Annotated in this window: 25 protein-coding genes and 1 tRNA gene; 7 read left to right on the forward strand and 19 right to left on the reverse strand. The window is 61.6% G+C overall.

Annotated elements, in window-relative coordinates:
- Window positions 1-8: 8 nt before the first annotated feature.
- From ntrC to hflX, 5 genes are all read left to right on the forward strand, one after another.
- Entirely contained in the window at window positions 9-1,421 is a 1,413-nt protein-coding gene (ntrC, locus tag MUY37_RS08135) for a nitrogen regulation protein NR(I) (protein WP_499194842.1), read from the forward strand.
- 85 nt (window positions 1,422-1,506) lie between these two features.
- Entirely contained in the window at window positions 1,507-3,735 is a 2,229-nt protein-coding gene (locus MUY37_RS08140) for a sensor histidine kinase (protein ID WP_499194843.1), read from the forward strand.
- A 9-nt stretch (window positions 3,736-3,744) separates the two neighbouring features.
- Window positions 3,745-5,130 carry a nitrogen assimilation response regulator NtrX gene (gene ntrX, locus MUY37_RS08145; protein ID WP_499194844.1) on the forward strand — a complete coding sequence of 462 codons (1,386 nt, stop codon included), beginning with the start codon at window positions 3,745-3,747 and terminating at the stop codon, window positions 5,128-5,130.
- A gap of 167 nt (window positions 5,131-5,297) precedes the next feature.
- Window positions 5,298-5,837, forward strand: coding sequence for an RNA chaperone Hfq (gene hfq, locus MUY37_RS08150; protein WP_115416788.1), 540 nt, complete (start codon window positions 5,298-5,300; stop codon window positions 5,835-5,837).
- Window positions 5,838-5,854: 17 nt separating this feature from the next.
- The gene (gene hflX / locus MUY37_RS08155) at window positions 5,855-7,153 is read left to right on the forward strand and encodes a GTPase HflX (RefSeq protein ID WP_499194845.1); all 1,299 of its coding nucleotides are present in this window, start codon (window positions 5,855-5,857) and stop codon (window positions 7,151-7,153) included.
- Here the strand turns inward: hflX and mazG are convergent.
- From mazG to MUY37_RS08205, 10 genes are all read right to left on the reverse strand, one after another.
- Window positions 7,150-7,914 (reverse strand): nucleoside triphosphate pyrophosphohydrolase, encoded by a 765-nt coding sequence (mazG, locus tag MUY37_RS08160; protein WP_499194846.1) that lies wholly within the window; start codon window positions 7,912-7,914, stop codon window positions 7,150-7,152. The genes hflX and mazG overlap by 4 nt on opposite strands.
- A gap of 108 nt (window positions 7,915-8,022) precedes the next feature.
- Window positions 8,023-8,190, reverse strand: coding sequence for a hypothetical protein (locus MUY37_RS08165; protein WP_499194847.1), 168 nt, complete (start codon window positions 8,188-8,190; stop codon window positions 8,023-8,025).
- Entirely contained in the window at window positions 8,187-8,954 is a 768-nt protein-coding gene (locus tag MUY37_RS08170) for an MBL fold metallo-hydrolase (RefSeq protein WP_499194848.1), read from the reverse strand. The genes MUY37_RS08165 and MUY37_RS08170 overlap by 4 nt, the downstream gene beginning before the upstream one ends.
- Window positions 8,951-9,727: a TatD family hydrolase gene (locus MUY37_RS08175; protein WP_499195134.1), complete on the reverse strand. Its 777-nt coding sequence runs from the start codon at window positions 9,725-9,727 to the stop codon at window positions 8,951-8,953. The genes MUY37_RS08170 and MUY37_RS08175 overlap by 4 nt, the downstream gene beginning before the upstream one ends.
- Window positions 9,727-11,286, reverse strand: coding sequence for a methionine--tRNA ligase (metG, locus tag MUY37_RS08180; RefSeq protein WP_499194849.1), 1,560 nt, complete (start codon window positions 11,284-11,286; stop codon window positions 9,727-9,729). Before metG ends, MUY37_RS08175 begins: the two co-directional genes overlap by 1 nt.
- Complete coding sequence (locus tag MUY37_RS08185) at window positions 11,279-12,229, reverse strand: DNA polymerase III delta subunit-related protein (protein ID WP_499194850.1); 951 nt, start codon at window positions 12,227-12,229, stop codon at window positions 11,279-11,281. Before MUY37_RS08185 ends, metG begins: the two co-directional genes overlap by 8 nt.
- Entirely contained in the window at window positions 12,229-12,864 is a 636-nt protein-coding gene (gene tmk, locus MUY37_RS08190) for a dTMP kinase (protein WP_499194851.1), read from the reverse strand. Before tmk ends, MUY37_RS08185 begins: the two co-directional genes overlap by 1 nt.
- The gene (locus MUY37_RS08195) at window positions 12,861-14,021 is read right to left on the reverse strand and encodes a D-alanyl-D-alanine carboxypeptidase family protein (protein WP_499194852.1); all 1,161 of its coding nucleotides are present in this window, start codon (window positions 14,019-14,021) and stop codon (window positions 12,861-12,863) included. The genes tmk and MUY37_RS08195 overlap by 4 nt, the downstream gene beginning before the upstream one ends.
- A 38-nt stretch (window positions 14,022-14,059) precedes the next feature.
- Window positions 14,060-15,058 carry an SPOR domain-containing protein gene (locus MUY37_RS08200; protein WP_499194853.1) on the reverse strand — a complete coding sequence of 333 codons (999 nt, stop codon included), beginning with the start codon at window positions 15,056-15,058 and terminating at the stop codon, window positions 14,060-14,062.
- A complete protein-coding gene (locus MUY37_RS08205; protein WP_499194854.1) occupies window positions 15,042-16,064 on the reverse strand; it encodes a lytic murein transglycosylase in 1,023 nt (340 codons plus the stop codon). The genes MUY37_RS08200 and MUY37_RS08205 overlap by 17 nt, the downstream gene beginning before the upstream one ends.
- A gap of 124 nt (window positions 16,065-16,188) precedes the next feature.
- Here MUY37_RS08205 and MUY37_RS08210 point away from each other — a divergent pair.
- A tRNA-Ser gene (locus MUY37_RS08210) sits at window positions 16,189-16,278 on the forward strand.
- 1 nt (window position 16,279) lies between these two features.
- Here MUY37_RS08210 and MUY37_RS08215 read toward each other — a convergent pair.
- The 7 genes from MUY37_RS08215 to MUY37_RS08245 all read right to left on the reverse strand — a co-directional run bounded on the left by MUY37_RS08215 (window position 16,280) and on the right by MUY37_RS08245 (window position 22,576).
- Window positions 16,280-16,462, reverse strand: coding sequence for a hypothetical protein (locus MUY37_RS08215; protein ID WP_499194855.1), 183 nt, complete (start codon window positions 16,460-16,462; stop codon window positions 16,280-16,282).
- 171 nt (window positions 16,463-16,633) lie between these two features.
- Entirely contained in the window at window positions 16,634-18,493 is a 1,860-nt protein-coding gene (locus MUY37_RS08220) for a cation:proton antiporter domain-containing protein (protein ID WP_499194856.1), read from the reverse strand.
- Window positions 18,494-18,521: 28 nt separating this feature from the next.
- Window positions 18,522-19,934, reverse strand: a complete 1,413-nt coding sequence (lpdA, locus tag MUY37_RS08225) for a dihydrolipoyl dehydrogenase (protein WP_499194857.1) — start codon at window positions 19,932-19,934, stop codon at window positions 18,522-18,524.
- Between the two features lie 24 nt (window positions 19,935-19,958).
- Complete coding sequence (locus tag MUY37_RS08230) at window positions 19,959-20,357, reverse strand: hypothetical protein (RefSeq protein ID WP_499194858.1); 399 nt, start codon at window positions 20,355-20,357, stop codon at window positions 19,959-19,961.
- On the reverse strand, window positions 20,354-20,695 hold the full coding sequence (locus tag MUY37_RS08235) for an acyl-CoA thioesterase (RefSeq protein ID WP_499195135.1): 342 nt from the start codon (window positions 20,693-20,695) through the stop codon (window positions 20,354-20,356). The genes MUY37_RS08230 and MUY37_RS08235 overlap by 4 nt, the downstream gene beginning before the upstream one ends.
- Window positions 20,696-20,726: 31 nt before the next feature.
- A complete protein-coding gene (locus tag MUY37_RS08240) occupies window positions 20,727-21,116 on the reverse strand; it encodes a hypothetical protein (RefSeq protein ID WP_499194859.1) in 390 nt (129 codons plus the stop codon).
- A gap of 149 nt (window positions 21,117-21,265) precedes the next feature.
- Window positions 21,266-22,576 carry a pyruvate dehydrogenase complex dihydrolipoamide acetyltransferase gene (locus MUY37_RS08245; RefSeq protein ID WP_499194860.1) on the reverse strand — a complete coding sequence of 437 codons (1,311 nt, stop codon included), beginning with the start codon at window positions 22,574-22,576 and terminating at the stop codon, window positions 21,266-21,268.
- A 133-nt stretch (window positions 22,577-22,709) separates the two neighbouring features.
- Between MUY37_RS08245 and MUY37_RS08250 the strand changes: the two genes are divergently transcribed.
- A complete protein-coding gene (locus MUY37_RS08250) occupies window positions 22,710-23,162 on the forward strand; it encodes a universal stress protein (RefSeq protein ID WP_499194861.1) in 453 nt (150 codons plus the stop codon).
- Here the strand turns inward: MUY37_RS08250 and MUY37_RS08255 are convergent.
- Window positions 23,159-23,566, reverse strand: a complete 408-nt coding sequence (locus MUY37_RS08255) for a GFA family protein (RefSeq protein WP_499194862.1) — start codon at window positions 23,564-23,566, stop codon at window positions 23,159-23,161. The two genes, MUY37_RS08250 and MUY37_RS08255, sit on opposite strands and share 4 nt — an antisense overlap.
- A 57-nt stretch (window positions 23,567-23,623) precedes the next feature.
- Window positions 23,624-25,945: a ribonuclease R gene (gene rnr / locus MUY37_RS08260; protein WP_499194863.1), complete on the reverse strand. Its 2,322-nt coding sequence runs from the start codon at window positions 25,943-25,945 to the stop codon at window positions 23,624-23,626.
- Window positions 25,946-26,019: the final 74 nt, after the last annotated feature.

The raw sequence follows: 26,019 nt of genomic DNA on the forward strand, positions 1-26,019 counted from the left end.
GACATTTCATGGCGCACGCGGTTCTGCTGGTCGAAGACGATAGGAGCATAGCAACGGTCATCACCGAAGCGCTGCGCGACGATGGCTTCGACGTGACGAGGTGCGAGAGTATTGCCCAGCGCGATGTGCTTTTGGCCGAGCGGCACTTCGACGTCATGCTGACCGACGTAGTTCTGCAGGATGGCGACGGTCTGGCGTCGATCGAGGCCGTGCGCGCGCAGGCCCCCGATATGCCGGTGATCGTCCTCTCGGCGCAGAACACGCTGGATACCGCAGTAAGGGCGAGCGACAGCAATGCGTTCGAATACTTCCCCAAACCTTTCGACCTGGATGAGCTCACCCAGGCCGTAACGCAGGCGGTTGCGAGCCGACCCGCGTCCCAAGATCAAGCTGCGGACGATGACGACGCCTTGCCGCTGATCGGGCGCAGCCCTGCCATGCAAGGCGTGTTCCGGATGATCACCCGCGTCTTGCGCAACGATCTTACCGTGCTGATCACGGGGGAAAGCGGCACGGGGAAGGAGCTGGTGGCAGAGGCCATCCATGAGCTGGGTTCACGCAAGACCGGCCCGTTCGTTGCGGTCAACATGGCGGCCATCCCGCACGATCTTCTCGAAAGCGAACTTTTCGGACACGAGCGTGGCGCTTTCACGGGGGCCGTGGGCCAACAAATCGGCAAGTTCGAACAGGCCAATGGCGGCACGCTGTTCCTCGACGAAATCGGAGACATGCCTGCTGAGGCGCAGACACGCCTGCTGCGCGCTCTCCAGTCGGGAAAGATTCGCCGCGTGGGCGGCCGCCAGGAAATCGGCGTCGACGTGCGCATCGTCGCCGCCACAAACCGGGATCTGACCCCGATGATCTCCGACGGGCGCTTCCGCGAGGATCTCTATTATCGCCTCAATGTCGTTCCGATCCACCTTCCCCCGCTGCGCGAGCGCCGAGAGGACATCGGCGCTCTGGTGCGGCATTTCCTGGGGCAGGCTGCGGCAGAGGGATTACCTGCGCGACAAGCAGTCTCCAGCGGCGTGGAGGCGCTCGAACAGCGCGATTGGCGTGGCAATGTGCGCGAATTGCGTAACGCGGTATTCCGTCTCGCACTCATGGCGCGCGACGACGTCATCGATCGCTCGGCAGTCGAAGATGTATTGCCGCAGTCGGCTCTCGATCCGAACACCGGGGAAAAGCGTGGGTTCGAGGCGGCCGTGGAGGATTGGGTAGAGGACGTGCGTCCCGCCGATGGGACGCTTTACCATGCCGCCCTTGCGGCTTTCGAAACCCCGCTGTTCGAACTCGCTCTCGCGCGGACAGGTGGCAATCAGCTGCGCGCGGCCCGGATGCTGGGGATCAATCGCAACACCTTGCGCAAGCGGCTATCCGAGCTTGGGATCGCGCCGGAGGATTTCGGCCGAAGGCGCTGAGGGAAGGGCGCTCGACCGCTACACCCCTCCTTTTGTCGTATTTATACTTGCAAACGTGCAACAGTGGCGTTGTATGCGCGCCACGATGGCCACCAACTTTGCAGATACGAGACGACAGACCCCGCGATGGTGGCGAAGATTCGTTGTGGCATCGCGGCGTCAGAACTTCATTGCCTATGTCGAAATCGTAGCGGCGATTGCCTTCCTCGTCATGGTGGCGAGCACGTGGGCGACCTTCACCAATGCCCCTCCGAACGGCGCATTGCTGCCATCCCGACAAGTGGCAGGGCTGCTGATCGGAACGCTCATCCCCGCAATGGCCTTGCTGGTGCTGGCCGGACGCAGGATCGCGCTGCGCCGCGCCGCGGGGAGCACGGCACGCTTGCACGTTCGTCTCGTATTCTTCTTCTCCATGATCGCAGCAGTACCCACGCTGTTGGTTGCAGGGTTCGCGGCATTTCTATTTCAGTCGGGAGTCGATTTCTGGTTTTCCGACGATTCCCGCGGACTGATGGAAAATGCCAACCAGCTCGCGGAGGGATATTACGAAGAGAATCAGCTCGATCTTGCGAACGAGACAATCTCCATGGCGATGGATATGCGTGCAATCCTCGGCAGGGTCCAAGTAACCGATCCGAATTTCGCGCTCGTCTATCAGTACCAGGCCGAGCCGCGCGACGTCATCGAGAGCGCGATTTTGCAGGCCATGCCGGACACGACGATGCGTACAGCCGTCGTGTACGGTCTCAACGAAGATAGCGACCCCCGCGCCTTTGCTCAGGATTCGCTGGAAGTGCTTTCAGGCGGCGAGCAGGTGGCCGTGCGGGGGAGCCCCGAACGTATCGAAGCGGTCGCGCCCATCGACCGCGATGCGGGAATCTACCTCTACACCGCTCGTAATGCCGAAGCCGGGACCTTCCGCAGTTGGCAATCCGCGCGTTCGATTTCCACCGCTTACGACGAACTGACCAAGCGCGCCCGCGCATTGCAGCTACGGTTCAATCTTGCGCTGTTTTTCGTATCCTTGGCATTGGTTGGCCTGGCCGTGTGGTTCGCGCTGCGGTTCGCCGATCGCCAGGTCGAACCTCTGACCGATCTCGTCGCGGCGGCGCGCAAGGTGGGTGCGGGGAATTTCGCTTTGCGTGTCGAAGGGCGGACGGGGGCGGACGAGATCGGCCTGCTCAATCGCGCTTTCAACCGAATGACAGCGCAACTGGAAAAGCAGACCGATGCGTTGCTCTCGGCCAATACCGAGCTGGAGGAGCGCCGTAGCTTTATCGAGGCTGTTCTGGAATCCGTCAGCGCGGGAATCATATCGGTAGACGAGGATCTCTGCGTTTTGCTGATGAATGGGCCGGCGCAGGCCATGCTCGGCAGGTCCGTCAGCGGGAATCGGCCGGATGCGACGCTCGACCAATTGGCGCCGCAGATCGCATCGATGGTGCGCGGAGGGCTTTCGCAAGGTGTCGTATCGCATAGTCGCGAGGGCGAACTCCTGACGCTTGCCGTCAAGATCAGGCGTGAAAGCGACGGACACGTTATCACCTTCGAGGATATCACGCGCCAATTGCTGGACCAGCGACAGGCCGCCTGGTCGGATGTCGCGCGCAGGATTGCGCACGAAATCAAGAATCCCCTGACACCGATCCAATTGGCTACCGAGCGTCTCAAGCGGCGCTATCGCAAGCAGATCGAAAGCGATGGCGAATTGTTCGATGAGCTGACCAGCACGATCGTTCGGCAAGTGGGTGACCTGCGCAAAATGGTCGATGAGTTCTCCAGTTTTGCGCGCCTTCCCAAACCGAGCTTCCGACCTGAGGACGCGATTGATCTCATTCGCCAGTCGCTGTTCCTCCAGGAGGTCGCGCATCCCGCCGTCGATTACCGCTTGCAGGCGCCCGATGGCCCCCAACGTATTCAGTGTGACAGGCATCAACTCGGCCAGGCGCTTACAAATACACTAAAGAATGCTTACGAAGCCATTGAAGCGAAATCGCAATCTGCCGACGTGGATTACCGCGGTAAAATTCTAGTGGAGGTCCAGGCGGACGATGAAGCCGTGACCGTTTCCGTGCAGGACAATGGTATCGGGTTGCCGCAGGACCGAGTAAACATTCTCGAGCCTTATGTGACGACACGCGAGAAGGGCACTGGTCTGGGCCTCGCGATCGTGAACAAGATCGTCGAGGAGCATGGCGGGGAAATGACATTCACCTCGGTCGAAACCGGGGGCACGCGCGTGATCATGCGATTTGCGCGCGATCCGCTCGCCGAAACGGGCGATGCGCAGAAGAATAATCAAAGAGAAGGGTAGGGACGCATCATGGCGCTGGATATTCTGATCGTCGATGACGAACGCGACATCCGCGAACTGGTAGCAGGAGTGTTGAGCGACGAAGGCTATGAATGCCGCACTGCCGGCGACAGTACGGCTGCTCTCGAAGCGGTCGATGAGAAGCGGCCGAGCCTGGTTCTGCTCGATGTGTGGCTTCATGGCAGTCCGATGGACGGGCTTGAGGTGCTCGATGCCATAAAAGTGCGCGAGCCGGATCTGCCGGTGATCATCTTCTCCGGCCACGGCAATATCGACACCGCCGTTAGCGCGGTGAGCCGCGGTGCAGTCGATTTCATCGAGAAGCCATTCGAGGCCGAGCGTTTGCTCCACCTTGTCGAGAGGGCAACCGAGACCGAGCGCTTGCGCCGCGAAAACACGCGATTGCGGGAAAACCTGGCCCAGGGTGACGAGTTCACGGGTAACTCGGCAGTGATCAACGCAGTGAGGGCAACTCTCAAGAGGGTCGCAAGTACGGGAAGCCGGGTTCTCGTCACAGGCCCTGCCGGAGCGGGGAAAGAGGTCGCCGCTCGGTTGCTGCACAGTTGGAGCTCAAGAGCCGACAAAGCATTCGTCATTGTCAATTCGGCTCGCATCACTCCCGAACGCTTCGAAGAGGAACTGTTCGGCGAGGAAGCCGACGGGAAGCTGGTTCGACCGGGTCTGCTGGAGACGGCGGATGGGGGCACGCTTTATCTCGACGAGGTCGCCGACATGCCACTGTCGACGCAGGCGCGCATATTGAGGGTTTTGACCGAGCAGAGTTTCGTAAGGGTCGGCGGGACACGGCAGATTGGTGTCGACGTGCGCGTTGTTTCCTCGACCTCTCGCGATCTGGCGAAGGAAATGGAAGAACAGCGGTTTCGAGAGGATCTGTTCTATCGCCTGAACGTGGTTCCCGTGGAGGTCCCCTCGCTCGCCGAAAGGCGCGACGACATCCCCGCATTGGCCGATAGCTTCTTTGCCCGATACGCCACCGAACAGGGCCTGCGTCCTCCAACGGTCAGCGAGGAGGCTCTGGCCGCTCTACAGGCCTATGATTGGCCCGGAAATGTCCGCCAGCTTCGCAACGTGGTGGAACGGACCATCATATTGACGCCGCGCGAAGATCTGGAGCAGATCGAAGTGGATATGTTGCCCGAGGAGGTCATGGGCGGAAAAGCGGGCGGCAATGGCGGTGTGGGGGCCATGATGGGCGCGCCCTTGCGGGAAGCTCGGGAGAATTTCGAGCGCGAGTACCTGACCGTTCAAATCCGCAGATTCTCCGGGAACATTTCCAAGACGGCGAACTTTATCGGCATGGAACGGTCGGCATTGCACCGCAAACTGAAATTGCTCGGGATGGTCGAACGCAAGGGGCAAGAGCGCAAGAATTAGGCGGGAGCGAAAAGGGATACGTTCTCTGACAAAATCAGGAATTCGTTGCGCGAATAGGCATTCTCTTCCACAATGATTGCGTCTGGAAGGTGATCCAAACAAACTCGGGCGTGGTGGGCGCCCAGATTGCGGCCTTTATTAGGTCAGCCAAGAAACGGGAAAAAGACATGTCCGGTGATCGAACGCTATCGGCACGACCGCGCCCAAAACAGCCCGAATCCGGGCAGGGTAATCGCCCTGCGAATTTGCAGGATGCGTTTCTGAATCTGCTGCGCAAAAACAAGGCGCCGGTGACGATGTTTCTCGTCAAGGGCGTCAAGCTTCAGGGCATCGTAACCTGGTTCGACAATTTCTCGATCCTGCTGCGCCGTGACGGGCAATCGCAGCTCGTCTACAAACATGCGATCAGCACCATCATGCCGGCACAGCCGGTCGATACCAGCCAGTTCGCAAGCCAGGGATCGGGCGCCAAGCAGCGCCTTCTGCAAGACGTTTTCCTGAGCCGCGTCCGCCAGGCGGAAGCACAGGTGACCATGTTCCTGGTCAACGGCGTCATGCTGCAGGGCAAGATCGCCGCTTACGACCTGTTCTGCATGCTGCTCGAACGAGACGGGTATGTTCAGCTCGCATACAAGCATGCCGTGTCCACGATCCAACCCGCAACCCCGGTCGATCTGACCGAAGATTGGGAAGAGGGCGAAAGCTGAGTTTCGATGATGACCTGATGGGCGAAGTGTCGCGCGGTGCGCGAGCACTTGTCGTATGCCCGGATATACGAGGCATGGCCTATGACCTCGATGCACAATCGCGTCTCGCTGAAGCGGAGGGGTTGGCGTTGGCGATCGGTATCGTCATCGCCGAAAGCTTCGTTCTCCCGGTTCGCGAGGTACGTCCGAATCTGTTGTTCGGGGCGGGGCAGGTCGACAACATTCGCATCGCCTGCGAACAGAACGAGGCCGAGCTGGTCGTGGTTGATGGCGCGCTCAGCCCGATTCAGCAGCGCAACCTGGAAGAGAAACTCGCGCGCAAGGTCATCGATCGGACAGGGCTGATCCTCGAAATCTTCGGGGAACGCGCTGCAACCGCGGAAGGACGGTTGCAGGTGGAACTCGCCCATCTCGATTACCAGCAAAGCCGCCTGGTCCGTAGCTGGACCCACCTCGAACGGCAGCGGGGCGGCTTCGGATTTCTTGGCGGACCCGGCGAAACGCAGATCGAAGCCGACCGGCGAATGATCCGCCAGCGCATGGGGCGTTTGCGCAAGGAACTGGAGCAGGTTCGCAAGACCCGTGGCCTCCATCGCGAGCGGCGGGAACGCGCACCATGGCCGGTCGTGGCGCTGGTCGGCTATACCAATGCCGGGAAATCGACACTGTTCAACCGTCTTACAGGGGCGGCAGTCATGGCCGAGGATTTGCTTTTCGCCACTCTCGATCCGACGATGCGTGCGATTGCGCTGCCCGGGGTCGAGAAGGCCATTTTGTCCGATACGGTGGGCTTTATCTCGGATCTCCCCACCCAACTGGTTGCAGCTTTTCGAGCAACTCTGGAAGAGGTGACTTCGGCCGACGTCATCTGCCATGTGCGCGACATTTCCAATGCGTCGACTGCCGCTCAGAAGGCGCAGGTTCTCCAGGTCCTCCGCGACCTGGACGTGCTCGACGGACAAGGGGAGGGTTCCTCGATTCCGATCCTGGAAGTCTGGAACAAGTGGGATCAATTGTCCCCCGCAGATGCCGAGGATTTGGCGGCGCAGGTGGAAGCCGACGAGGGAATAGTCGCCACCTCTGCCATTACAGGGGAGGGCGTCGATGTCCTGCTCGAGCGGCTTGGCGAAATGTTGACGCGCAATGCTGCCCTGCGCACGTTCGAGGTCGCGGCGAGCGATGGCCGCAGAATTGCATGGCTACATGCCCATGGCGAGGTGATCGAGGATGTCGCGGACGAAAGTGACGGGGCAATTCGGCTGATCACTGTAAGGCTCAATCCGAAAGAGCTTGGACAGTACGAGGCGCTGGCTTAACCAACCTCCCGTTTCGCGCGCTGCCAGTATTTTTCTTGCGAGATCAGATCGAGTTTCGCGAAACCCTCGTCCTCCGCTTCGGATAGCCGTTCCATCTCCCTGAATCGTCGTTCGAATTTGGCATTTGAAGCGCGTAGAGCCTGTTCTGGATCGACGCCGTAGCGGCGGATGATATTCACGACCACGAAGAGCACGTCGCCAGCCTCCATCATTCGTTCATCGTCGGTCCGGGCGGTGGCGAGTTCGGCCAGCTCTTCGTGCAGCTTTTCGATCGGACCTTCCAGGTCCTGCCATTCGAAACCAACCCTGGCAGCGCGCTTCTGAAGCTTGTGCGAGCGCAATAGAGCCGGAAGAGCCTGGGCAACACCGTCCATCGCGCTCGTCGCACCCGAGGCCGAACGCTCCGCAGCCTTGATATCCTCCCAGCGATCGTCTTCCATGACCCCGCCTTCCTCGCCGAAGATGTGCGGATGTCTGGCGATCATCTTATCGGAAATGTCGTGTGCGACATCTTCATAGGAGAAATCGCCGGCTTCTTCCGCCATTCGCGCGTGAAAGACGACCTGAAACAGCAGATCGCCAAGTTCCCCGCGCAGATCATTCATATCCGCGCGTTCGATAGCGTCCGCTACTTCGTAGGCTTCTTCGATCGTATAGGGTGCGATGGTGGCGAAATTCTGAGCCGTATCCCATTCGCATCCAGTTTGCGGGTCGCGAAGGCGGGCCATGATCGCGAGTAGTCTGTCAGTCTGCTGGGACATGGCGTTGCTCTAACCAGCGCGCCGGGAGATCGGAAGGGGTGCAGGTCATAGCTGTCCACCGCAACATCTAGGGTGATAATATATATTATGTTAAATATGATCGAGCATTCAGCGAACCATGTCGATGAACAGGATGACAATAGCGAAGATTCCCGCCCATGCCCCTGCCATAAAAAATCCCCTTCGCAGGCCGATCTGATGCGAACGAAAGCCCGACGCGACAAGGATCAGGAACCCAAGCAAGGAAACCAGCGAAACGATTTGATATTCGTTCACGCGGCCATCTCCAATCCATCGTAGCCCACGGTGACATTCGCCGGAACCTCGGAACATAGACTCCGGTAGTCCATACTCTTGTCCATATGCGTGAGCACGGTTCTGCGCACCTTGGCCTTGCGCGCCAGCTCGAGAGCCATATCTAGATTGGCATGCGTTGGATGCGGCCGCCTGCGCAGGCAATCCACCACCAGAATATCGGCGCGTTGAAAGCACCGAACCATTGCCGGTGTGATCTCGCTGAAATCGGTGGCGTAGACGATCGATTTACCGTCGGCTTCGAAGCGAAAGCCCGTGCTTGTCACCGGACCATGCGGCATTTCTACATAGTCGAAGGAAAAGCCTGCAATAAGTTGTTTTTGCGTGATTTCTCGAAGATCGATAAGGGTGGGATAACCGAATTGGCCTTCGAAGACATAGTCGAAACGCCGCCGCAACCGTTCGCAGGTCACCTTGCTCGCAAAGCCCGGCAATGGATTGCTGCGATCGTAGCGCATGACCCGCAGATCATCGATGCCGTGGCAATGGTCGGCATGGTCATGCGTCCAGAAGACCGCATCGACCTTCGCAACTCCGTTGGCCAGAAGCTGCGCCCGCAAGTCCGTCGAGGTATCGACGAGGAGCTTTCGACCGGCATCGTTTTCGACGATAATCGATACACGCATACGCCGGTTGCGCGGTTCGTGCGGGTCGCATTCGCCCCAGTCGTTGCCGATCCTCGGCACACCGGTAGACGTGCCGGAGCCGAGCATCAGCAGTTTCACGCGGCCGCCTTGCTGAACAGCGTGTAGAAATTGCGCGTGGTATACTCCGCCAAATCTTCGAGGCTTTCGGAGCGCAAATCCGCGAGAAATTGCGCGGTGTCCCGGACGAAACCCGGCTCGCAGGTCTTGCCGCGATGGGGGACCGGGGCGAGGAAGGGGCTATCGGTTTCGACCAATAGCCGGTTATGTGGGACGTTCCTAGCGAAGTCCTGCAAGCTCTTCGCGTTCTTGAAGGTCACAATGCCTGAAATCGACACCGACAGTCCAAGTTCAAGGACCCTCTCGCCGAAAGCGGCCGAGGCAGTGAAACAGTGGATCAGCGCGGGAAAGGCCCCCTTCCCCAGCTCCTCTTCGAGGATCGCCAGCGTGTCGGCTTCGGCATCGCGCGTATGGATGATCACCGGGAGCTGAACTTCGCGCGCGACATCGATATGGAGCCGAAACAACTGCTGCTGGGCTTCTCGGTCGGAGTGCTCGTAATAGTAATCGAGCCCGGTTTCGCCGATGCCGATCACCTTGGGATCACGCGTCGCCTGGAAAAGTTGCTCGCGGGTCAGGTCCTGATGCTGGTCTGCGTGATGGGGATGGATTCCGACGCTGGAATAGACATCGGAGTTCGACAGCGCCGTAGCGACCACCTGGCCCCATTCCGCCCGCTTGGTCGAGATATTGAGGAAGGCCTTCACCCCTGCCCCGCGAGCGCGATCGAGCACGGCGGCCTGGTCGTCAACAAGGCCTTCGTACTCGAGGTGGCAGTGGCTATCGACCAGCATCAAGCGGGCTCTTCTTCCGGCAGTTCGAGGCGCGGGAAGACCGGGGTCGGCTTGTCGATCGTGTGCCCTGCCGCAGCGAGCGTGCGGAACCAGGCTTCATCCGCCAGATCGGCATATGCGCGCTTGTCCGCCGGTATGCCCAGCTGGTCGAGTACCGAGGCGGCCTTCTCCGGCACCACGGGCTGAATCGCGATGGCCAGGTCACGAATGGCCATGAAAAGAGTCTGGAGCACGGCCTTCATCCGTTCCGGGTCGGACTTTTTCAGCGCCCAGGGCGCCTGTTCATCGACATAGGCATTGCATGCAAACACCGCCTTGAGCCATGCCTCGATACCGACCGAGAACGCGAGTTGATCGAATTCGCGCGGGAGAACGTCGCTACAGGCTTCTTTCACTTTGGCCAGCAGGGCATTGTCGTCTTCGTTCTGACTGAACGCCTCAAGCTTGCCATCCATGTTTTTGACGATCATCGAAAGCGTGCGCTGGGCGAGGTTGCCGAAGCTGTTGGCGAGTTCGGCGTTGACCTTGTTTACAAGAGCTTCTGCCGAATAACTACCATCCTGTCCGAAGGTGACTTCGGCGAGAAGGAAGTAGCGAAGGGCGTCGACGCCGAAGGTTTCGGCAAGCTCCATAGGATCGGTCACATTGCCGAGCGATTTCGATTCCTTGACGCCGCGATTGAGCAGGAAGCCGTGACCGAAAACCTTCTTTGGTAGCGGCAGATCGGCGCTCATCAGGAAGGCCGGCCAGTAGATCGTGTGGAACCTAACGATGTCCTTGCCTATCAGATGGAGGTCGGCGGGCCAGAACTTGTCCCACAGCGCGCCGCCATCGGGGTAGCCGACGCCGGTGATGTAGTTGGTCAGCGCGTCCACCCAGACATACATCACATGGCCGTCGCTATCGGGCACCTTCACTCCCCAGTCGAAGCTGGTGCGGCTGACCGACAGATCCTGCAGGCCCCGCTCGACAAAGGCGATCATCTCGTTTCGGCGGCTTGCCGGTTCGAGAAAACCCGGCGCTTTGAGCAGCTCGAGTAGCGGCTCGGCATATTTCGACAGGCGGAAGAACCATGTCTCTTCCTCGGTCCATTCGACCGGTGTGCCCTGCGGAGAGAGCTTTTCGCCCCCCTCCCCTTCGACGAGCTCCTTTTCGTCGTAATAGGCTTCGTCACGAACCGAATACCAACCTTCGTAGCGATCCAGATAGAGGTCGCCCTTTGCCTCCATCGCCCGCCAGATCGCCTGGCTTGCGCGATGGTGATCAGCATCGGTGGTCCGAATGAAACGATCGTAGGAGATGTTCAAAACATCGAACAGCTCCCTGAAATAGCCCGACATTTCATCCGCGAGCTCACGCGGTGTCTTGCCCATGTCGCGCGCTTTCTGGGCCATTTTCAGGCCATGCTCGTCGGTGCCGGTCTGAAAACGGACCTCGCGCCCGCGCAGGCGCTGGAAGCGGGCGATTACATCGGCCGCGATCGTTTCATAGGCATGGCCGATATGCGGCCTGCCATTGGGATAGTGGATCGCGGTGGTAAGGTAATAAGGTTCAGCCATCGGCCCGCTCGCTAGCCGCAGCGGCCTTCGCGAGCAAGGTGCCGATTTCTATCGCCAGAAGCCCGGCGTCGAAATTGTAGGTCGGCTGCTCGCCGCTCAGGCGCACCAGCTCGCTATGCGCGTCGATTATCCTGTCCGGATTGTCCAGCGAAGCCTCGAGACGCTGCGCCACCACCGATCGCGCAAGTTCCAGGACGGCGCGGATGCGTTCGCGGTCAGGACGGGCGCCGATCAGCCCGGCCAGTGTGCCCCGGAGGTGAAAATCGGGATCCCCGCGGTCGAGGATGTTGCCCATGGCCTGCGCGACCTTGCCCAGTTCCATGTCGACGAATTGCCGAGCGGCCCCTGGAGACCCCGCAGCCGCCGCGATGGCTGCCGCCCGCGTTGCGTCATCCGCATCCGGCGCCAGATCGCGCAACAGAAGGTCCATTTGCGCTTTGGATACGGTCGGGAAGCGCAATACCCGGCAGCGCGAGCGGATTGTGGGTAATAGCCGGGCCGGGCTATGGGAAACCAGGAGGAAATATGTCCCCACTGGTGGTTCCTCCAGACTTTTGAGCAAAGCATTGGCGGCGTTGCGCTCGAGATCGTCGGCCGGATCGATGATGATGGCACGCCGGTCGCCCATTGTCGGCCGCGTACCCAGTCGGCTTTGCATGGCTCGGATCTGTGCGATGCGGATGCTGCGGGCCAATTCGTAAGGTTTACCATCGGCGCGCTTGCGCTCTTCCTTGTCGTCCTTGGGAGCATAGGTGAGCACGTGGATGTCCGGGTGGTGCTGGGCCTCGGTTTGATCCGCTCCGACGAGTTCGCGTGCGGCCGCCAGGGCAAAGCTGCCCTTACCCACGCCGCGGCGCCCCGCCAGGAGCCAGGCATGGTGCATCCTTTCCCCCGCCAGCGCCTCGTGCCACTCGCGCCAGGCGGTTTCATGGCCAAGCAGCATCAGGGGTTCCTCAAAAAGCGTGATAGCGCATCGAGGATCTTTTCGTGCACCTCCTCGACGGACCCGCTGCCATCGACGATAGCGAATCGATCCGGCTCGGCCCGCGCGAATTCCAGAAAGGCAGCGTTTACGGATGCGTGATACTCGGCTGCTCTTCCGCCGATCGCATCGCTTTCTTCTCCGTCACGATTGACCAGACGCGCGGCGACATCACCCATGGGCGCGTCGATGACGACTGTGACATCCGGCACCAATCCCGCGCTGCCTATCTCGTGCAAAGTCCGCACGCGATCGTCGCCCATCCCGCCCGCTCGGCCCTGGTAGGCGCGACTGGAATCGAGGAAGCGGTCGCAGATCACCCAATCGCCGGCTTCGATCGCGGGGCGAATCTTGCGGGCAACGTGATCGGCCCGCGCGGCGGCAAAAAGCAGCGCCTCCGCTTCGAGAGTCCAGCCCTCGCCGGGTGGCGATAGGAGCAATTCTCTGATCGCTTCCGCACCGGGTGTTCCGCCCGGCTCGCGCGTCAATTCAACCGAACGGCCTTCTCCACGCAGAAATTCGGCCAACAAGCGAGCCTGGGTCGACTTGCCCATGCCTTCGCCACCCTCGAATGCGATGAAACGGCCCGGCGTCACGCAAGCCAGCTCCTGAAGGCATTGAATACCCGCTGAATCACCGTCGCCTCGAGAACCTCCTCTCGGGCCACGAGCGGGACGCGGTAACTCGGCATACCCGTCACCGTGACGAGAAGTTCAGCGACACGTTCGCCTTTGGCGATCGGCGCTCGCAACGGCCCCTCATAGCGGAGCGAAAGGGAAATTTCCGGCTTGCTGCCCTTTGGCACGGATACCCGTACGCCTCGCGGCGTCGTCAGGCCGACTTCGGACGCGCCACCTCCTTGCACACGAGCGCTCGCCACCCGTGCGTCAGGCACGAAAAGCGTCCGATTGTCGAACGTCTCATAACCCCATTCGATGAGGGAGCGGGAGGCCCGCGCCCTCGCCCGTGCCCCGGGGCTGCCGCCGACGACCATCACCAGACGCCGTCCGTCGCGCTGCGCCGAACCGAGAAAGCCGAACCCGGCCTGATTGGTAAAACCTGTCTTGATTCCGTCCGCGCCTCTCACCACGCCGGAAATCGGATCGTGGTTGTTTTGCGTAATGCCGTTATATTCGAATTCCCTCGCACCCACGAAATGGCGATATTTCGAAGGATGGCGTGTCACCAATGCCTGCGCCAGCGTTCCCAGATCGCGGGCGGTGACAAAGGTCTTGCCTTTATCCATCCATCCGTTGGGATTGCCGAACCAGCTATCCGTCATGCCTATCTCGCGGGCCTTGGCGTTCATCGCGGCGACCCAATCCTCCACCGATCCGGCGGCTCCTTCCGCCAGCACCACGGCGCCATCATTGGCCGAAACGGTAGTGACCCCATGCAGCAGATCGTCAACCGTAACGCGTGCGTTTGCCGGCAGAAACATGGTCGATCCCTTGCGGCTCCACTGGCGAAACGTTTCGGGTCTGATTCCGAAAACCTGCTGGGGGAAAAGCCGGCCCTCCTCCATCCACTCGAAAGCCAAGAAAGTGGTCATCACCTTGGTGATCGATGCCGGCATGAAGCGACGGTCGATATCCCGTTCGAAGAGGACTTGTCCGCTCGACGCGTCGAGGAGGTAAGCAATCGGAGCGTCTTCCACCCTGGGTATGGCGGGACCAGGGTTATCCCTCGCTCCCAGTGGCGCGGCGACCAAAACCGTTGCCAGAACGGCGAGCGAAGTCAGACGATAGCTCAAATGGGCTCCCTCTCGCCGAGGCAAGCGCCACGGTCGTGTCAATCGAGTAAACGAATTTCGGCGTCGCTATAGCCCCGCTCGCGCAGCATGGCGAGCGCCTGCTCGGCCTGTCCACGGGTTGCGAAAGGCCCGACCCGCACGAGCGTCAGATTGCCACTCGTTTCAAGGTACCCCTGGACCCGCCGGGCCAGCCCGTCGGCATTGGATCGCACGGAAAAGGCACCCAGCTGCACCGCGAATTTCCCATCTTCGGCAGTCTCCACCATGACCGGTGCAGGTGTCGGGCCACCGTCAACCGCCATGGGCAGTTCTGGGCGCAGCACCTCGCTTTCCGCGGCGGGCTGAGCATCGTCATCGGTGTCGATTTCTTGCGGGGGCGATGGCATGGCAGCCTCCTCGTCGGGATCGACCGTCGCGATGTCCGGGGCGGGTATCGCGCCGCTCACCTGCGCCTGCCGGGGATCCTCCAGTGATGCAGAACCGCGTTCCGGCAAGCGGCGCTTGAGCACTTCGAGCAGGCCCTGCGGGGTGTCCATGCGCAATGGCGCTTCGCGTCCGGCACGCAGTTCCGCGCGATGCTCTTCGGGAGGATTGACCCGGCGCACCCGTATCGGAGCGCCCTCATCCGCACCCAATTGACCCAGTGCATCAGCCGACAATGCCAGCAGACGCTCATTGGTCATCGGACCGCGACGCTCGAGCCGCACGAGGATCGTTCTTCCCGTATCGAGAGCAGTCACTTCGATATAGCTTGGCAGGGGTAGCGTGCGGTGCGCGCCGGTAATTCCTTTCGTACCGGCTTCGTCCACCGTGACATATCCGACCTGATCGTAATTCATCGTGTCGAGCGGTGTATAGGTCACGCCATCTATGGTGAAAGGATCGCCAATGACGATCGGATAATCGGCCGAAGGTCCGTTGCCGATAGACCGTGCTGCAGGTGCCGGTGCATCCTGCGCGATGCTGGCGCAAGCACCCAGGCCGAAAGAGCCCAGCCCGGCCAGTGCGGCACCAAGGATCCTAGTTTCCAATTTCATCGGCCAGCAATCCCACACTCATGGCGTAATAATTCGAGCAGTTATATTCGAGAATGACCCGATAATTCGACGTTAACAGCCAAGCGGATGTTCCGGGGCCATCGGGCTGAAAGAGCGTCACAAGCAGATCGTCACCGATCGCACGTTGGGGTTGAACGCCCAGTTCACGCCATTCTCGAACCGTCTTGTAGACGCTGTGGCGCTCATGCACCCTGGCGCAAACCGGGGCGACAATTTCGGTGCGGTGGGAAGCGACATCGAAATTGGAGGGGATATATGCTCCCACACCCCAGGGCTGGCCACTGCGCCAACCGGCATCGCGGAAATAGTTGGCGATGGATGCAAGCGCATCAGCGCCGCTATTCATGATATCCGCGCGGCCGTCGCCGTTCCCGTCGGCCGCGAGGCGAAGGTAGACGGAGGGGAGGAATTGCGGATTGCCGAACGCGCCCGCCCAACTGCCCTTGAGCTCGCTGCGGGAATAGCCTTTGTCGGCAACCTTCATCAGCGCGACCCATTCGCCAGCGAACAGATCGCGGCGACGCCCTTCCCACGCCATGGTCGCCAGAGCCCGCGACAGATCGAAGCCGCCCTTGACCGCACCATAGGCGGTTTCGTGACCCCAGATTGCCACGAGTATCTCGCCCGGAACGCCGTATTGCCGCTCGATAGAACGGATGGTGCCCGAATATTGCGAATAGGCTCTGCGGCCCCCCATGATGCGAGCACTATCGACATGCCTCGCGATATAGGGCGCCAACGGCGGATAGCCGGTGCTGGTCGGCGCCCCGGGCTGGTTGCGATCCAATTCGATGACGCGATAATTTGGCTCCAGGCCCGCGGTCATCCGGGCGAGTGTACTTTCGCTGACTCCTTCGGCGCGTGCCCGGGCTATCAAAAGCTGCAGATAGGCGTCGAAGCTGAGATCCTCCTGCGCCTGCGCCGGAACGGAAGGAAGCGAGAGGGCCATGGCCCCGAGGGCGACAAGAAAGCGACGAAAAATCATACCCTCATTGTCGCAGAGGGAAGCTTAACGGCAAGTGTCATTCACCGTTTGCGAAAAACTATCCATCGAAGTTCCTCGGGGCGTGACAAATGCACTCTATGTGGGTAGCTAGCGCCGCGCTCGCGGAGAGGTGGCAGAGCGGTTGAATGCACCGGTCTTGAAAACCGGCAAGGGCGCAAGCCCTTCGTGGGTTCGAATCCCACCCTCTCCGCCAGCTATCCACCGCGATCTAGTGCTTCGGCGAGCGAGTGATACCTGCGGTTATCAGGAGAATAGTCTCCACGACCGACGCCGGACTGGTTCCGAAGCGCGATATGGTCCTCGACCAGCCCGCCATCGCGCTGACCTTCGGGCACGCAGTCGCTGTGCTGCGGATCATCGCCGATTTCATATTCCATGCGCTTACTCCTTTGGTCAGTAAACGCCGGTCGATACGATCATGTCCAGGTTGGGCGGTAAGGCGCGCGAGCCATGCGACCAGAGACAGCTTTCAGAGCCACGAGAACGGCGGCCACGCCCGGCATTAAGGCAGCCTCCGATCCTGACGCGCCATCGCGGCACCTCAAGCCTCAGTTCCCCCTCCCTGCGATTTCGTCCATCGCGTCGCGCAATTTCGGGTCCCATTCGGCCTTCAATTCCCTGATCTTGGCCAGGAGCTCCTCGTTTTCGTAGGGTGGAATGTCGAGTCGGTAGGCATCGGCGACTTCGCGCATGGATGTGCGATCCATTTCCTCGAATGCCTCCACCATCGCAGTCGCGGCCTGGCGGTCATGGCCCAGCGCCTCGTAAACCGAGCGGCCTATACGCAGCGCGCTGTCGTAAGTCTCCCGTACAATGTCCCGGCATCCCATCGCCCATAGGTGATAGACATGGTCGCGATCTTTCGCGCGGGCCACCACATGCAGGTTCGGAAAGGTTTCGCAGGCATAGCGGACCAGCTTGTCGATCTGCTGGCGCTCGTCCAGCGCGACCACCAAGATGCGTGCCCGCTCGATCCCGGCGCTTGCCAGCAGGTCGGGACGCGTCGCATCGCCGTAATAGGTTGTTATGCCGAATTTCTTCAGATTCTCCAGATGCTGGCTGTTGTAATCGATGACCGTCGCGCGGTGCCCCGCGGCATCGAGCATGCGATCGACGATCCCGCCTACACGCCCTCGCCCGGCGATGATAATCGGGTTTTCCTCATCGATGGCGTCGGCCTCGTCGGGAGTCTGGCTGGTGCAATAGGCATGCGCGATCAGCTTGTCATACAAGATGAAGAGCAGCGGGGTGACGAGCATGGTCAGCGCCACGATCAGCAGCAATTGATCGGCGAAGGCCTGGTCGAACACCGCATTGCCGACCGCGAAGGCGATCAGCACGAAGGCGAATTCCCCTGCCTGGGGCAGACTTAAGCAGAACAGCCACAGTGCCTGGCGGCGCAGGCCGTAGAGCCAGCCGATGGTCAGCAGCACTGCCATCTTGGCCGCGATCGTCACAGCCGCCCAGAAGACCACCGATTGCCAGATCGTGCTGGCCAGCACGAAGTCGATCCCCGCGCCGACTGTAATGAAGAACAGCCCGAGCAGCAGGCCCTTGAACGGATTGATGTCGCTTTCGAGCTCGTGGCGATATTCGCTGGTTGCGAGCACCACGCCCGCCACGAAGGCGCCCAGCGCAGGCGATAGTCCGACAAGCGACATCAACAGCGCGATCCCGATAACGACCATCAGCGCGGCGGCCGTGAACAGTTCGCGCAGGTTGGCCTTGGCAATGTACCGGAACAGGGGGCGGATCGCATAGATTCCAATGGCGATCACCGCCGCAACAGCGCCGATCCTGGTGACGCCTGCCAGCCATCCGGACATGCGCGCGGTGAGGTCGATGCCGCCATGCGCGCCGCCCCCACCATGGGCCACCGCCCCTGCCGCGAGATCGGGCAGTGCCAGCAGCGGCAGCAGTGCCAGAATCGGGATCACAGCGACGTCTTGCACCAGCAGCACCGAGAAGCTGGCCTCGCCGCCCTCGGTCTTGAGCAGGCCCTTCTCGGTCAGGGTCTGGACGATGATCGCGGTCGAGCTGAGGGCGAGCACCATTCCGATCGCGAGCGCGGTCTGCCAGGGCTGGCGATCGATCAGCGCAATACCGGTAATGACCAGAGTGGTCAGCAGAACCTGCCCGCCGCCAAGCCCGGCGAGCTTGCCGCGCATCGCCCACAGCCGCCTGGGTTCCATTTCGAGGCCGATGATGAACAGCATCATCACCACGCCGAATTCGGCGAAGACCTGCAACGCCTCGACATCGACCTTGAGCGAGGCAAGCAGCGGCGAGATCGCCATCCCGGCCAGCAGATAGCCGAGCACCGAGCCCAATCCAAAGCGGCTCGCCAGAGGAACAGCGACCACGCCTGCGATGAGGATGAGGAAGGCGAGGATCAGGAACCCGGTCACTGTAGTCTCGCCCTCCCCCTATGCCTGGTCAGATATGCAGTGCCCTGCCGTAGCTCGCAAGCACGCTTTCGTGCATGCTTTCGCTGATCGTCGGGTGCGGGAAGACGGTGTTCATCAGTTCCGCTTCGGTCGTTTCCAGCGTCTTGCCGACGACGAAGCCCTGGATCATCTCGGTCACTTCCGCGCCGACCATGTGTGCGCCGAGCAGTTCGCCGGTCTTGGCGTCGAACACGGTCTTCACGAAGCCTTCAGCCTCGCCCAGCGCGATGGCCTTGCCGTTGCCGATGAAGGGGAAGGTGCCGGCCTTGACGCTGTAGCCTGCTTCCTTGGCTTTCGCCTCGGTCAGGCCGACGCTGGCGATCTGAGGGTGGCAATAGGTGCAGCCCGGGATGTTGCTGCGGTCGAGCGGATGGGGATGCACGTCCTTATTGCCCAGCTCCCTGGCAATGGCCTCTGCGGTGGTGACGCCTTCGTGGCTCGCCTTGTGCGCCAGCCAGGGGCCCGGCGTGCAGTCGCCGATTGCCCAGAGGCCCTTGGACTTGGTGCGACCATAATCGTCGATCTGGATGAAGCCGCGGTCCATCTCGGCCAGCTTTTCCAAGCCGATGTTCTCGGTGTTCGGTACAATGCCGATGGCGGTGATGCAGTGGGTGAATTCGGTCTCGGAGACCTTGCCGTCCTTGGCCTTGATCTTGGCCTTCACGCCGCTGCCGGACACCTTGATGTCCTCTACACCGGCGCCGGTCATGATCGTCATGCCTTGCTTGGTCAGGCTCTTCTCGAGGAAGGCGGAGACGTCCTTGTCCTCCACCGGCACGATCCGGTCGAGCATTTCGACCACGGTCACGTCGCAGCCCATGTCGTTGTAGAAGCTGGCAAACTCGATGCCGATCGCGCCCGACCCGATCACGAGCAGCTTCTTCGGCATTTCGGGCGGCACCATCGCATGGCGATAGGTCCATACGCGCTTGCCGTCGGCAGGGGCAAACGGCAGGTCGCGGGCGCGCGCGCCGGTTGCGACGATCACATGCTTGGCGGTCAGCTTCTCCTCGCCCTTTTCGCCCTTCACGGTCAGGCTGGTCGGTCCGGTCAGCGTGCCCTCGCCCATATGCACCGTGATCTTGTTCTTCTTCATCAGGTGCGTGACGCCCTGATTGAGCTGCTTGGCCACACCGCGGCTGCGCTTCACGACGGCTGCGAGGTCCGCCTCGATCTTGCCGGCAATCTTGAGGCCATAGTCGCTCGCATGCTGGGCATAGTGCAGGATTTCGGCGCTCCGCAGCAGCGCCTTGGTCGGGATGCAGCCCCAGTTCAAACAGATGCCGCCCAGCAGTTCGCGCTCGACGATGGCGGTCTTGAGGCCCAGCTGCGCGCAGCGGATCGCCGCGACATAGCCGCCAGGCCCGGAACCGAGAACGATGACGTCGTACTTGTCAGCCATGATAACTCCGAAGTGGTTCGCCGTTTACCCGGCGAGAAATTCTACATCTTTCGCCAACACCCAACCCGCGCGGCACGGCCCGTCATAGGCGCGCGGCTCGGCGACCGGACTGCTGACGCGGCAATCGCCGGGTTCCTGGAATTCGCCGCTCGCATAGACCACGCCCTGCCAGTCACCTTGCGCCTCGCACAGCCAGACAAGCGTGCTCTGCTCGAGCGTGTCGCTGGCGCGCGCGCCTTCTTCGGGCGCGTCGCGGATGACCTGCTTGCGGTACATTCCGCCAACCCGGCCAAGCCCGCCGCACGCATCGAGGCCCGGACCGTCGAGACCGACCATCGGGGCACGGGCCTCCGGATAGGTCTCGGCTTCGGGAGCAGGCGGGCCGCTGACTGTCCCCAACGAAAGGAGCAGCGCGGCAATCATGCCCACTGCTCCGCCACCGCGCGCGGGCGATCGTTTTCGTCGAGCAGGACAAATTTGAACGTGCCCTGCGCCACCCTGGTCTCAGCCTCGCCATTACGCTCGCGAGCGATGGCTTCGGCGGCGATGGTGAGCGAGGTGTTGCCGGTGGCGGCGATGTCGCAATAGACCGACAGCTCGTCCCCCACCTGCATCGCGCCGGGAAAGGCGAAATCTGTAGCCGAGACGACCACCGCCTTGCCTTTGCCATGTCGACTGGCGAGCGAGCCCGCGCCCAGCGCCATCTGGCTCATCAGCCACCCGCCGAACACCCCGCCATAGGGGTTGAGATCGGTCGGCATGGCCGTGACGCGGATGAGGGGGGAGCGGCTGTCAGTCAACAGTCATTGCCTTTGCGGCCGCTTTGCCGAAATTCTTCACGATCTCGTCCCGAACCTTGGCGCGCACGATTCTGTCGTGCATAGACCAGAATTCAAAATAACTAGCATAAGTAATGAAGGCCTTAATTGAATAGCTGTTGGCAGGTGCCGGGCGCGCAGGCCAAGGACCATGACTACTGACAATGGGGCCTCCAAGACCCACCCTCATGTTGAGCGCAAGTCCCTTCTTATCGTAGAGATAGGTCGCATTAAGTTCTGCAACTGAATACGAATAAGCCCCTTCCCTAGAGGCAATACCGCCTACGTAGGAAACGCTCCCAAGAAGGCCAATACCAGTCGCTTCGAACCATCCTTCGCGTTGATCACTATTGAATTGCGCCAAGGGGGTGAGGACTGCGAAATGAGGACCCCGGCTCGAGATAACTCGATGCGGACCTGGATCGAGCCGATTGATAAGTAGTACCCGACCGATACAGCGTATCCCCGATGTCGAGTATACTAGTTCGTTGTCTTGAAAGACGTCGGCATTTCTCAAACCACCAGCCCCATCGGGTTCTCGACCAGTTGCTGGAAGGCCTCCATCAATTGCGCGCCGTCGGCGCCGTCAATGGCGCGGTGGTCGAAGCTGCCGGTGGCGCTCATCACGGTGGCGACACCCAGCGCGCCGTCGATCACCCAGGGGCGCTGCTCGCCTGCGCCGACCGCGAGGATCATCGCCTGCGGCGGGTTGATCACCGCGTCGAACTGCTTGGTGCCGAACATGCCGAGGTTGGAAAGCGAGGCAGTGCCGCCCTGGAATTCATGCGGCTGCAGCTTGCCGTCGCGCGCCTTGCCCGCAAGCTCCTTCATCTCGTTGCTGATCTGCGCGAGGCCCTTGCGGCCCGCATCGCGGATGATCGGCGTGATCAGGCCCGAAGGCGCAGCGACCGCGACCGAGATATCCTCGCGGCTGTATTGGAACAGCTCTTCGCCCTGGAAGCTGACATTGCAGGCAGGCACACGCTGGAGCGCGCGGGCGAGCGCCTTGATCAGCAAATCGTTGACTGACAGCTTCACCCCGTCCGCCTCCAGCGAGGCATTGAGCTGTTTGCGCAGGTCGAGCAGCGCATCGAGACGCACATCCACGGTGAGGTAGATGTGCGGGATGGTCTGCTTGGCTTCGGTCAGGCGCTTGGCGATGACCTTGCGGACATTGTTGAGCTTCTGTGCTTCGTAAGGCGCGTCGAGATCGCCGCCCAGCGTCGCGGGTTTGGCGGGAGCGCTGGGCGCAGGCGCGGCGGCTTCAGCCTTGGCGGGCGCGGCGCCGGCCGTCGCACTCTCGACGTCTGCTTTCACGATCCGGCCGTTCGGGCCGCTGCCCTTCACGCCCGAAAGATCGATACCCTTCTGCTCGGCGATCCGCTTGGCTAGCGGCGAGGCGATGATACGGTCCTTGTCCGTCACCCCAGCGGACGCTGGGGTCGCTTTCGGTTGAGCGGAGCCGACAGCGGTCCCAGCTTTCGCTGGGACGACGTCCTTTTCTTCTTCCTTGGCTTCGGTGGGCTCTGCAACGGGCGCATCGCCCGCAGGCGCGGCCTTTGCCGCTTCGTCAAGGTCCTCGCCCTCCTCGGCAAGCATGGCGATGACCGTGCCGACCTTCACGCCCTCGGTCCCTTCCTCCACCGCGATGGAGGCGATCGTGCCTTCGTCCACGGCTTCGAATTCCATCGTCGCCTTGTCGGTTTCGATCTCGGCCATGATGTCGCCGGCATTGACCGTGTCCCCCGGCTTTACCAGCCATTTGGCGAGCGTGCCCTCCTCCATGGTGGGCGAAAGGGCGGGCATCTTGATCGGCGTGGGCATGGTTTTGACGTTACGTCCTCGCTGGGGAGTGAGTTCGACCGCACCTCTGGCGAAAAGGTTCGTCGCCTGCAAGGTCCTTGCGCAGAATACGAATTAGCGGGTAGTCCGCTGCCGAGGGAGCCGGGGAGCATCGATGCGTACATACCTTGTCGTCATGGACGAGACCGAAGAAGCCAGACAGGCGCTGCGCTTTGCCTCGTTGCGGGCGCAGAAAACCGGCGGATCGGTGCATATTCTGGCGCTGGTGCCGCAGCAGACCTTCAACGCGTTCGGCGGCGTTCAGGCGACGATCGAGCAGGAAGCGCGCGAGCGGGCCGAAGTGATGGCCAACAGTGCGGCGGGAAACATTTTCGGCGAGATGGGCAAGATGCCGACCATCGCCGTGCGTCCGGGCTCGGCCGCCGACGTTATCCGCAAATATATGGATGAACACGGCAATATCGCCGCACTGGTTCTGGCGACGAGTGCCGAAGGCGGGTCCGGCCCGCTGGTGACGCATTTCGCAGGCAATGCAAGCAGCCTGCCCTGCCCGCTCTACCTCGTCCCCGGCGGCCTGAGCCGCGAACAGATCGACGCGCTGGCCTAACCCGGCAGACCGTCGCAATGCGGGATGTCTTCCAGGCGCACATCCCATTCAGCCCGGCTTGCACAGAAAATATGTGCGTCGGGCAGAAGATCGATAGCGCTGTCGAGACACCCTGCCGGCACCACGATCCCCGCCCCGTCGTCCGCACTCTGCGGGACCGATGATCCGCAAATCGTGCAGAAACTCTTCCGATGCCGGGTGTACGGTACGCGATAGGTCCTGACCGTTTCCTGCCCGCAAAGCCAGTGGAGCTCGGCCGCCTGCGAGAAGAGATTGGCCGCGTGGGCCGATCCGGTATCCTTGCGGCAGCGCCGACAATGGCACAGGAAGAAGCTCTCGAAAGGCCCCGTCACCCGGAACCGGACGGCGCCGCAATTACAAGACCCTTCTGCGTTCGTGGCCATATCCGCCTGCCCCTCCCTGTCGAAATCGGTCGGCGGAGCCCCGCGCCGCCCTTTGGCTCACTTCTTCTTGCGCCCCTGGTGCCGGATATTCCCCGGCCGTCCGCGTTTGCCTTGATCGTGCTGCTGGCGGGGAGCGCCCTTGCCCTTAACCGGCGGCTTTTTCGGGCCACGCTTCTGATGCGAGCGCTTCTTCGCGCGAACGCGATTGCCGCGCGGTTCGATGCCCAGCCCGTCGCTGTCGGGCACTTCGAATTTCAATGCACCGGTCAGTGCATTGGCCTCGGCGAGCTTCAGTTTGAGGCGGTCGCCCACGGCATATTTGGTCCCGCTGCTTTCGCCGATCAGCTTTTGCGCCTTCTCGTCATAGCTGAAGTATTCGCGCCCAAGCGTGCTGACCGGCACAAGGCCGTCACCGCCCAGTTTCTCGATCGTGGCGAAGAACCCGAAGCCCTGCACGCCGGTGATGCGCGTATCGAAGGTCTCGCCCACGCGGCCCGAAAGCCAGGCAGCGACATAGCGATCGATCGTGTCGCGCTCCGCCTCCATCGCGCGGCGCTCGGTCTGGCTGATCGCATCGGTGATCTGGTGCAGCGCGGCCTTGTCACGATCCGAAAGGCCGGATGTCTCGGGCAGGTCTATCTTGGGTTTGGGCTGTTCGAGCGTATAGGCCTCGACCAGCGCACGGTGGACGAGAAGGTCGGCGTAGCGGCGGATCGGCGAGGTGAAATGCGCATAAGAGCCGAGCGAAAGGCCGAAGTGCCCCGCGTTCTGCGGCCCGTAAAAGGCCTGCGCCTGGCTGCGGAGCACCGCTTCCATGATCAGCGCCTTTTCTGCCGGGTCGGCAATGTCCTTGAGCATGCGGTTGAACAGCCCCGGTGTGATCACTTGGCCCAGCGCGAACTTCTTGCCTTGCGTGGCGAGATACTCGCGGAAGGCGAGCAGCTTCTCGCGGCTCGGCTGTTCGTGCACACGGTAGACGACGGGCGCGGCCTTGGCCTCGAGCGCCTTGGCCGCGGCGACATTGGCGGCGATCATGAAATCCTCGACCACGCGGTGCGCATCGAGCCGCTCGCGCAGGGCGATTTCCTCGATCACACCTTCGTCGTTGAGACGTACCTGTCGCTCGGGCAATTCGAGATCGAGCGGATCGCGCGCCTGCCGCGCCTTGAAAAGCAGCTTCCACGCGCCCCACAGATTCTGCAGGTATTCGGGTGCATCGCCCGCATCGATGGCGGCCTGTGCGTCCTCATAGGCGATGTTCTTCGCCAGGCGCACAATAGCGCGGGTGAAGCGCCAGTCGCTGACCTTGCCGTCCTTGTCGATGCGGATGTGGCACGCCATCGCGGCGCGATCGACATCCTGTTTGAGACTGCAGACGTCGGCGCTCAGCACTTCGGGCAGCATCGGCACAACACGGTCGGGGAAATAGACTGAATTTCCGCGCTTCCGCGCCTCGCGGTCGAGCGCGCCACCGGGGCGGACGTAATAGCTGACATCGGCAATCGCGATGATCGCGCGGTAGCCGCCCTTCCCGTCGGGCTCGGCCCAGATCGCATCGTCGTGATCGCGCGCATCGGCAGGGTCGATGGCGACGATGGGGACATCGCGCAGGTCTTCGCGATGGTCGGGCGAAAGCGGCAGGTCGACCGCCCGCTCCGCCTCGGCGATGGTTTCCTGCGGGAAGATGTGCGGGATACCGTGCTTGGCGATAGCGATCAGGCTGAAGGCCTTGGGCGCGAGCGGGTCGCCGACCACCTCGACGACCTTGACCTTGGAACGGGCGGATTTGCCCATCCGCTCGGCCAGCACCAGTTCGCCTTCCTTCGCCTCGCCGACATCGCCGATGGGCGCACTTTCGCGCACGCGCTTGTCGACGGGGGCGAGCCAGTAATTGCCGCTGCCATCCTTTTCGACGACGCCCATCAGCCCTTCGGTGCGCGCAGGCAGCTTTTTGATCGGCGTCGCGCGCCACCCGCGCTCGGTTTCTTCATTGCGCGCAAGAATCCGGTCGCCACGTTTGAGCGCGGCCATCTTCTTGCTTTCCTTCACCATCAGGCGCGGCGGTTTTTCCTTGTTGTCGGGCGCCCAGTTCTCGGGCTCGGCCACCGGCTCTCCATCCTCGATCGCAACGATCTTGAGCACGGTTACCTTGGGTACACCGCCCATCCGGTGATAGGCGGTGCGTTTGCCGTCGATCAGGCCTTCTTCGGCCATGTCCTTGAGGCGCTTTTTCAGCGCGATCTTTTCCTGACCCTTGAGCCCGAACGCCTTGGCGATCTCGCGCTTGCCGGCAGGTGTGTCGGAGGTCTGGATGAATTCGAGAATCTGGTCTTTCGTCGGAAGCCCCTGCGGCTTCCGGAATTTGTTCTGTTTTGTCATGCGCGCAATATGGGGATGGGTAGGCGACATGTCACCTCTTCCGCCTCACTGCGTTAACCTCTCCGTTCGTGTCG

This window comes from Qipengyuania sp. ABI-127-1 (assembly GCA_022953095.1).
In the GTDB taxonomy this organism is placed as follows: Bacteria; Pseudomonadota; Alphaproteobacteria; order Sphingomonadales; family Sphingomonadaceae; genus Qipengyuania.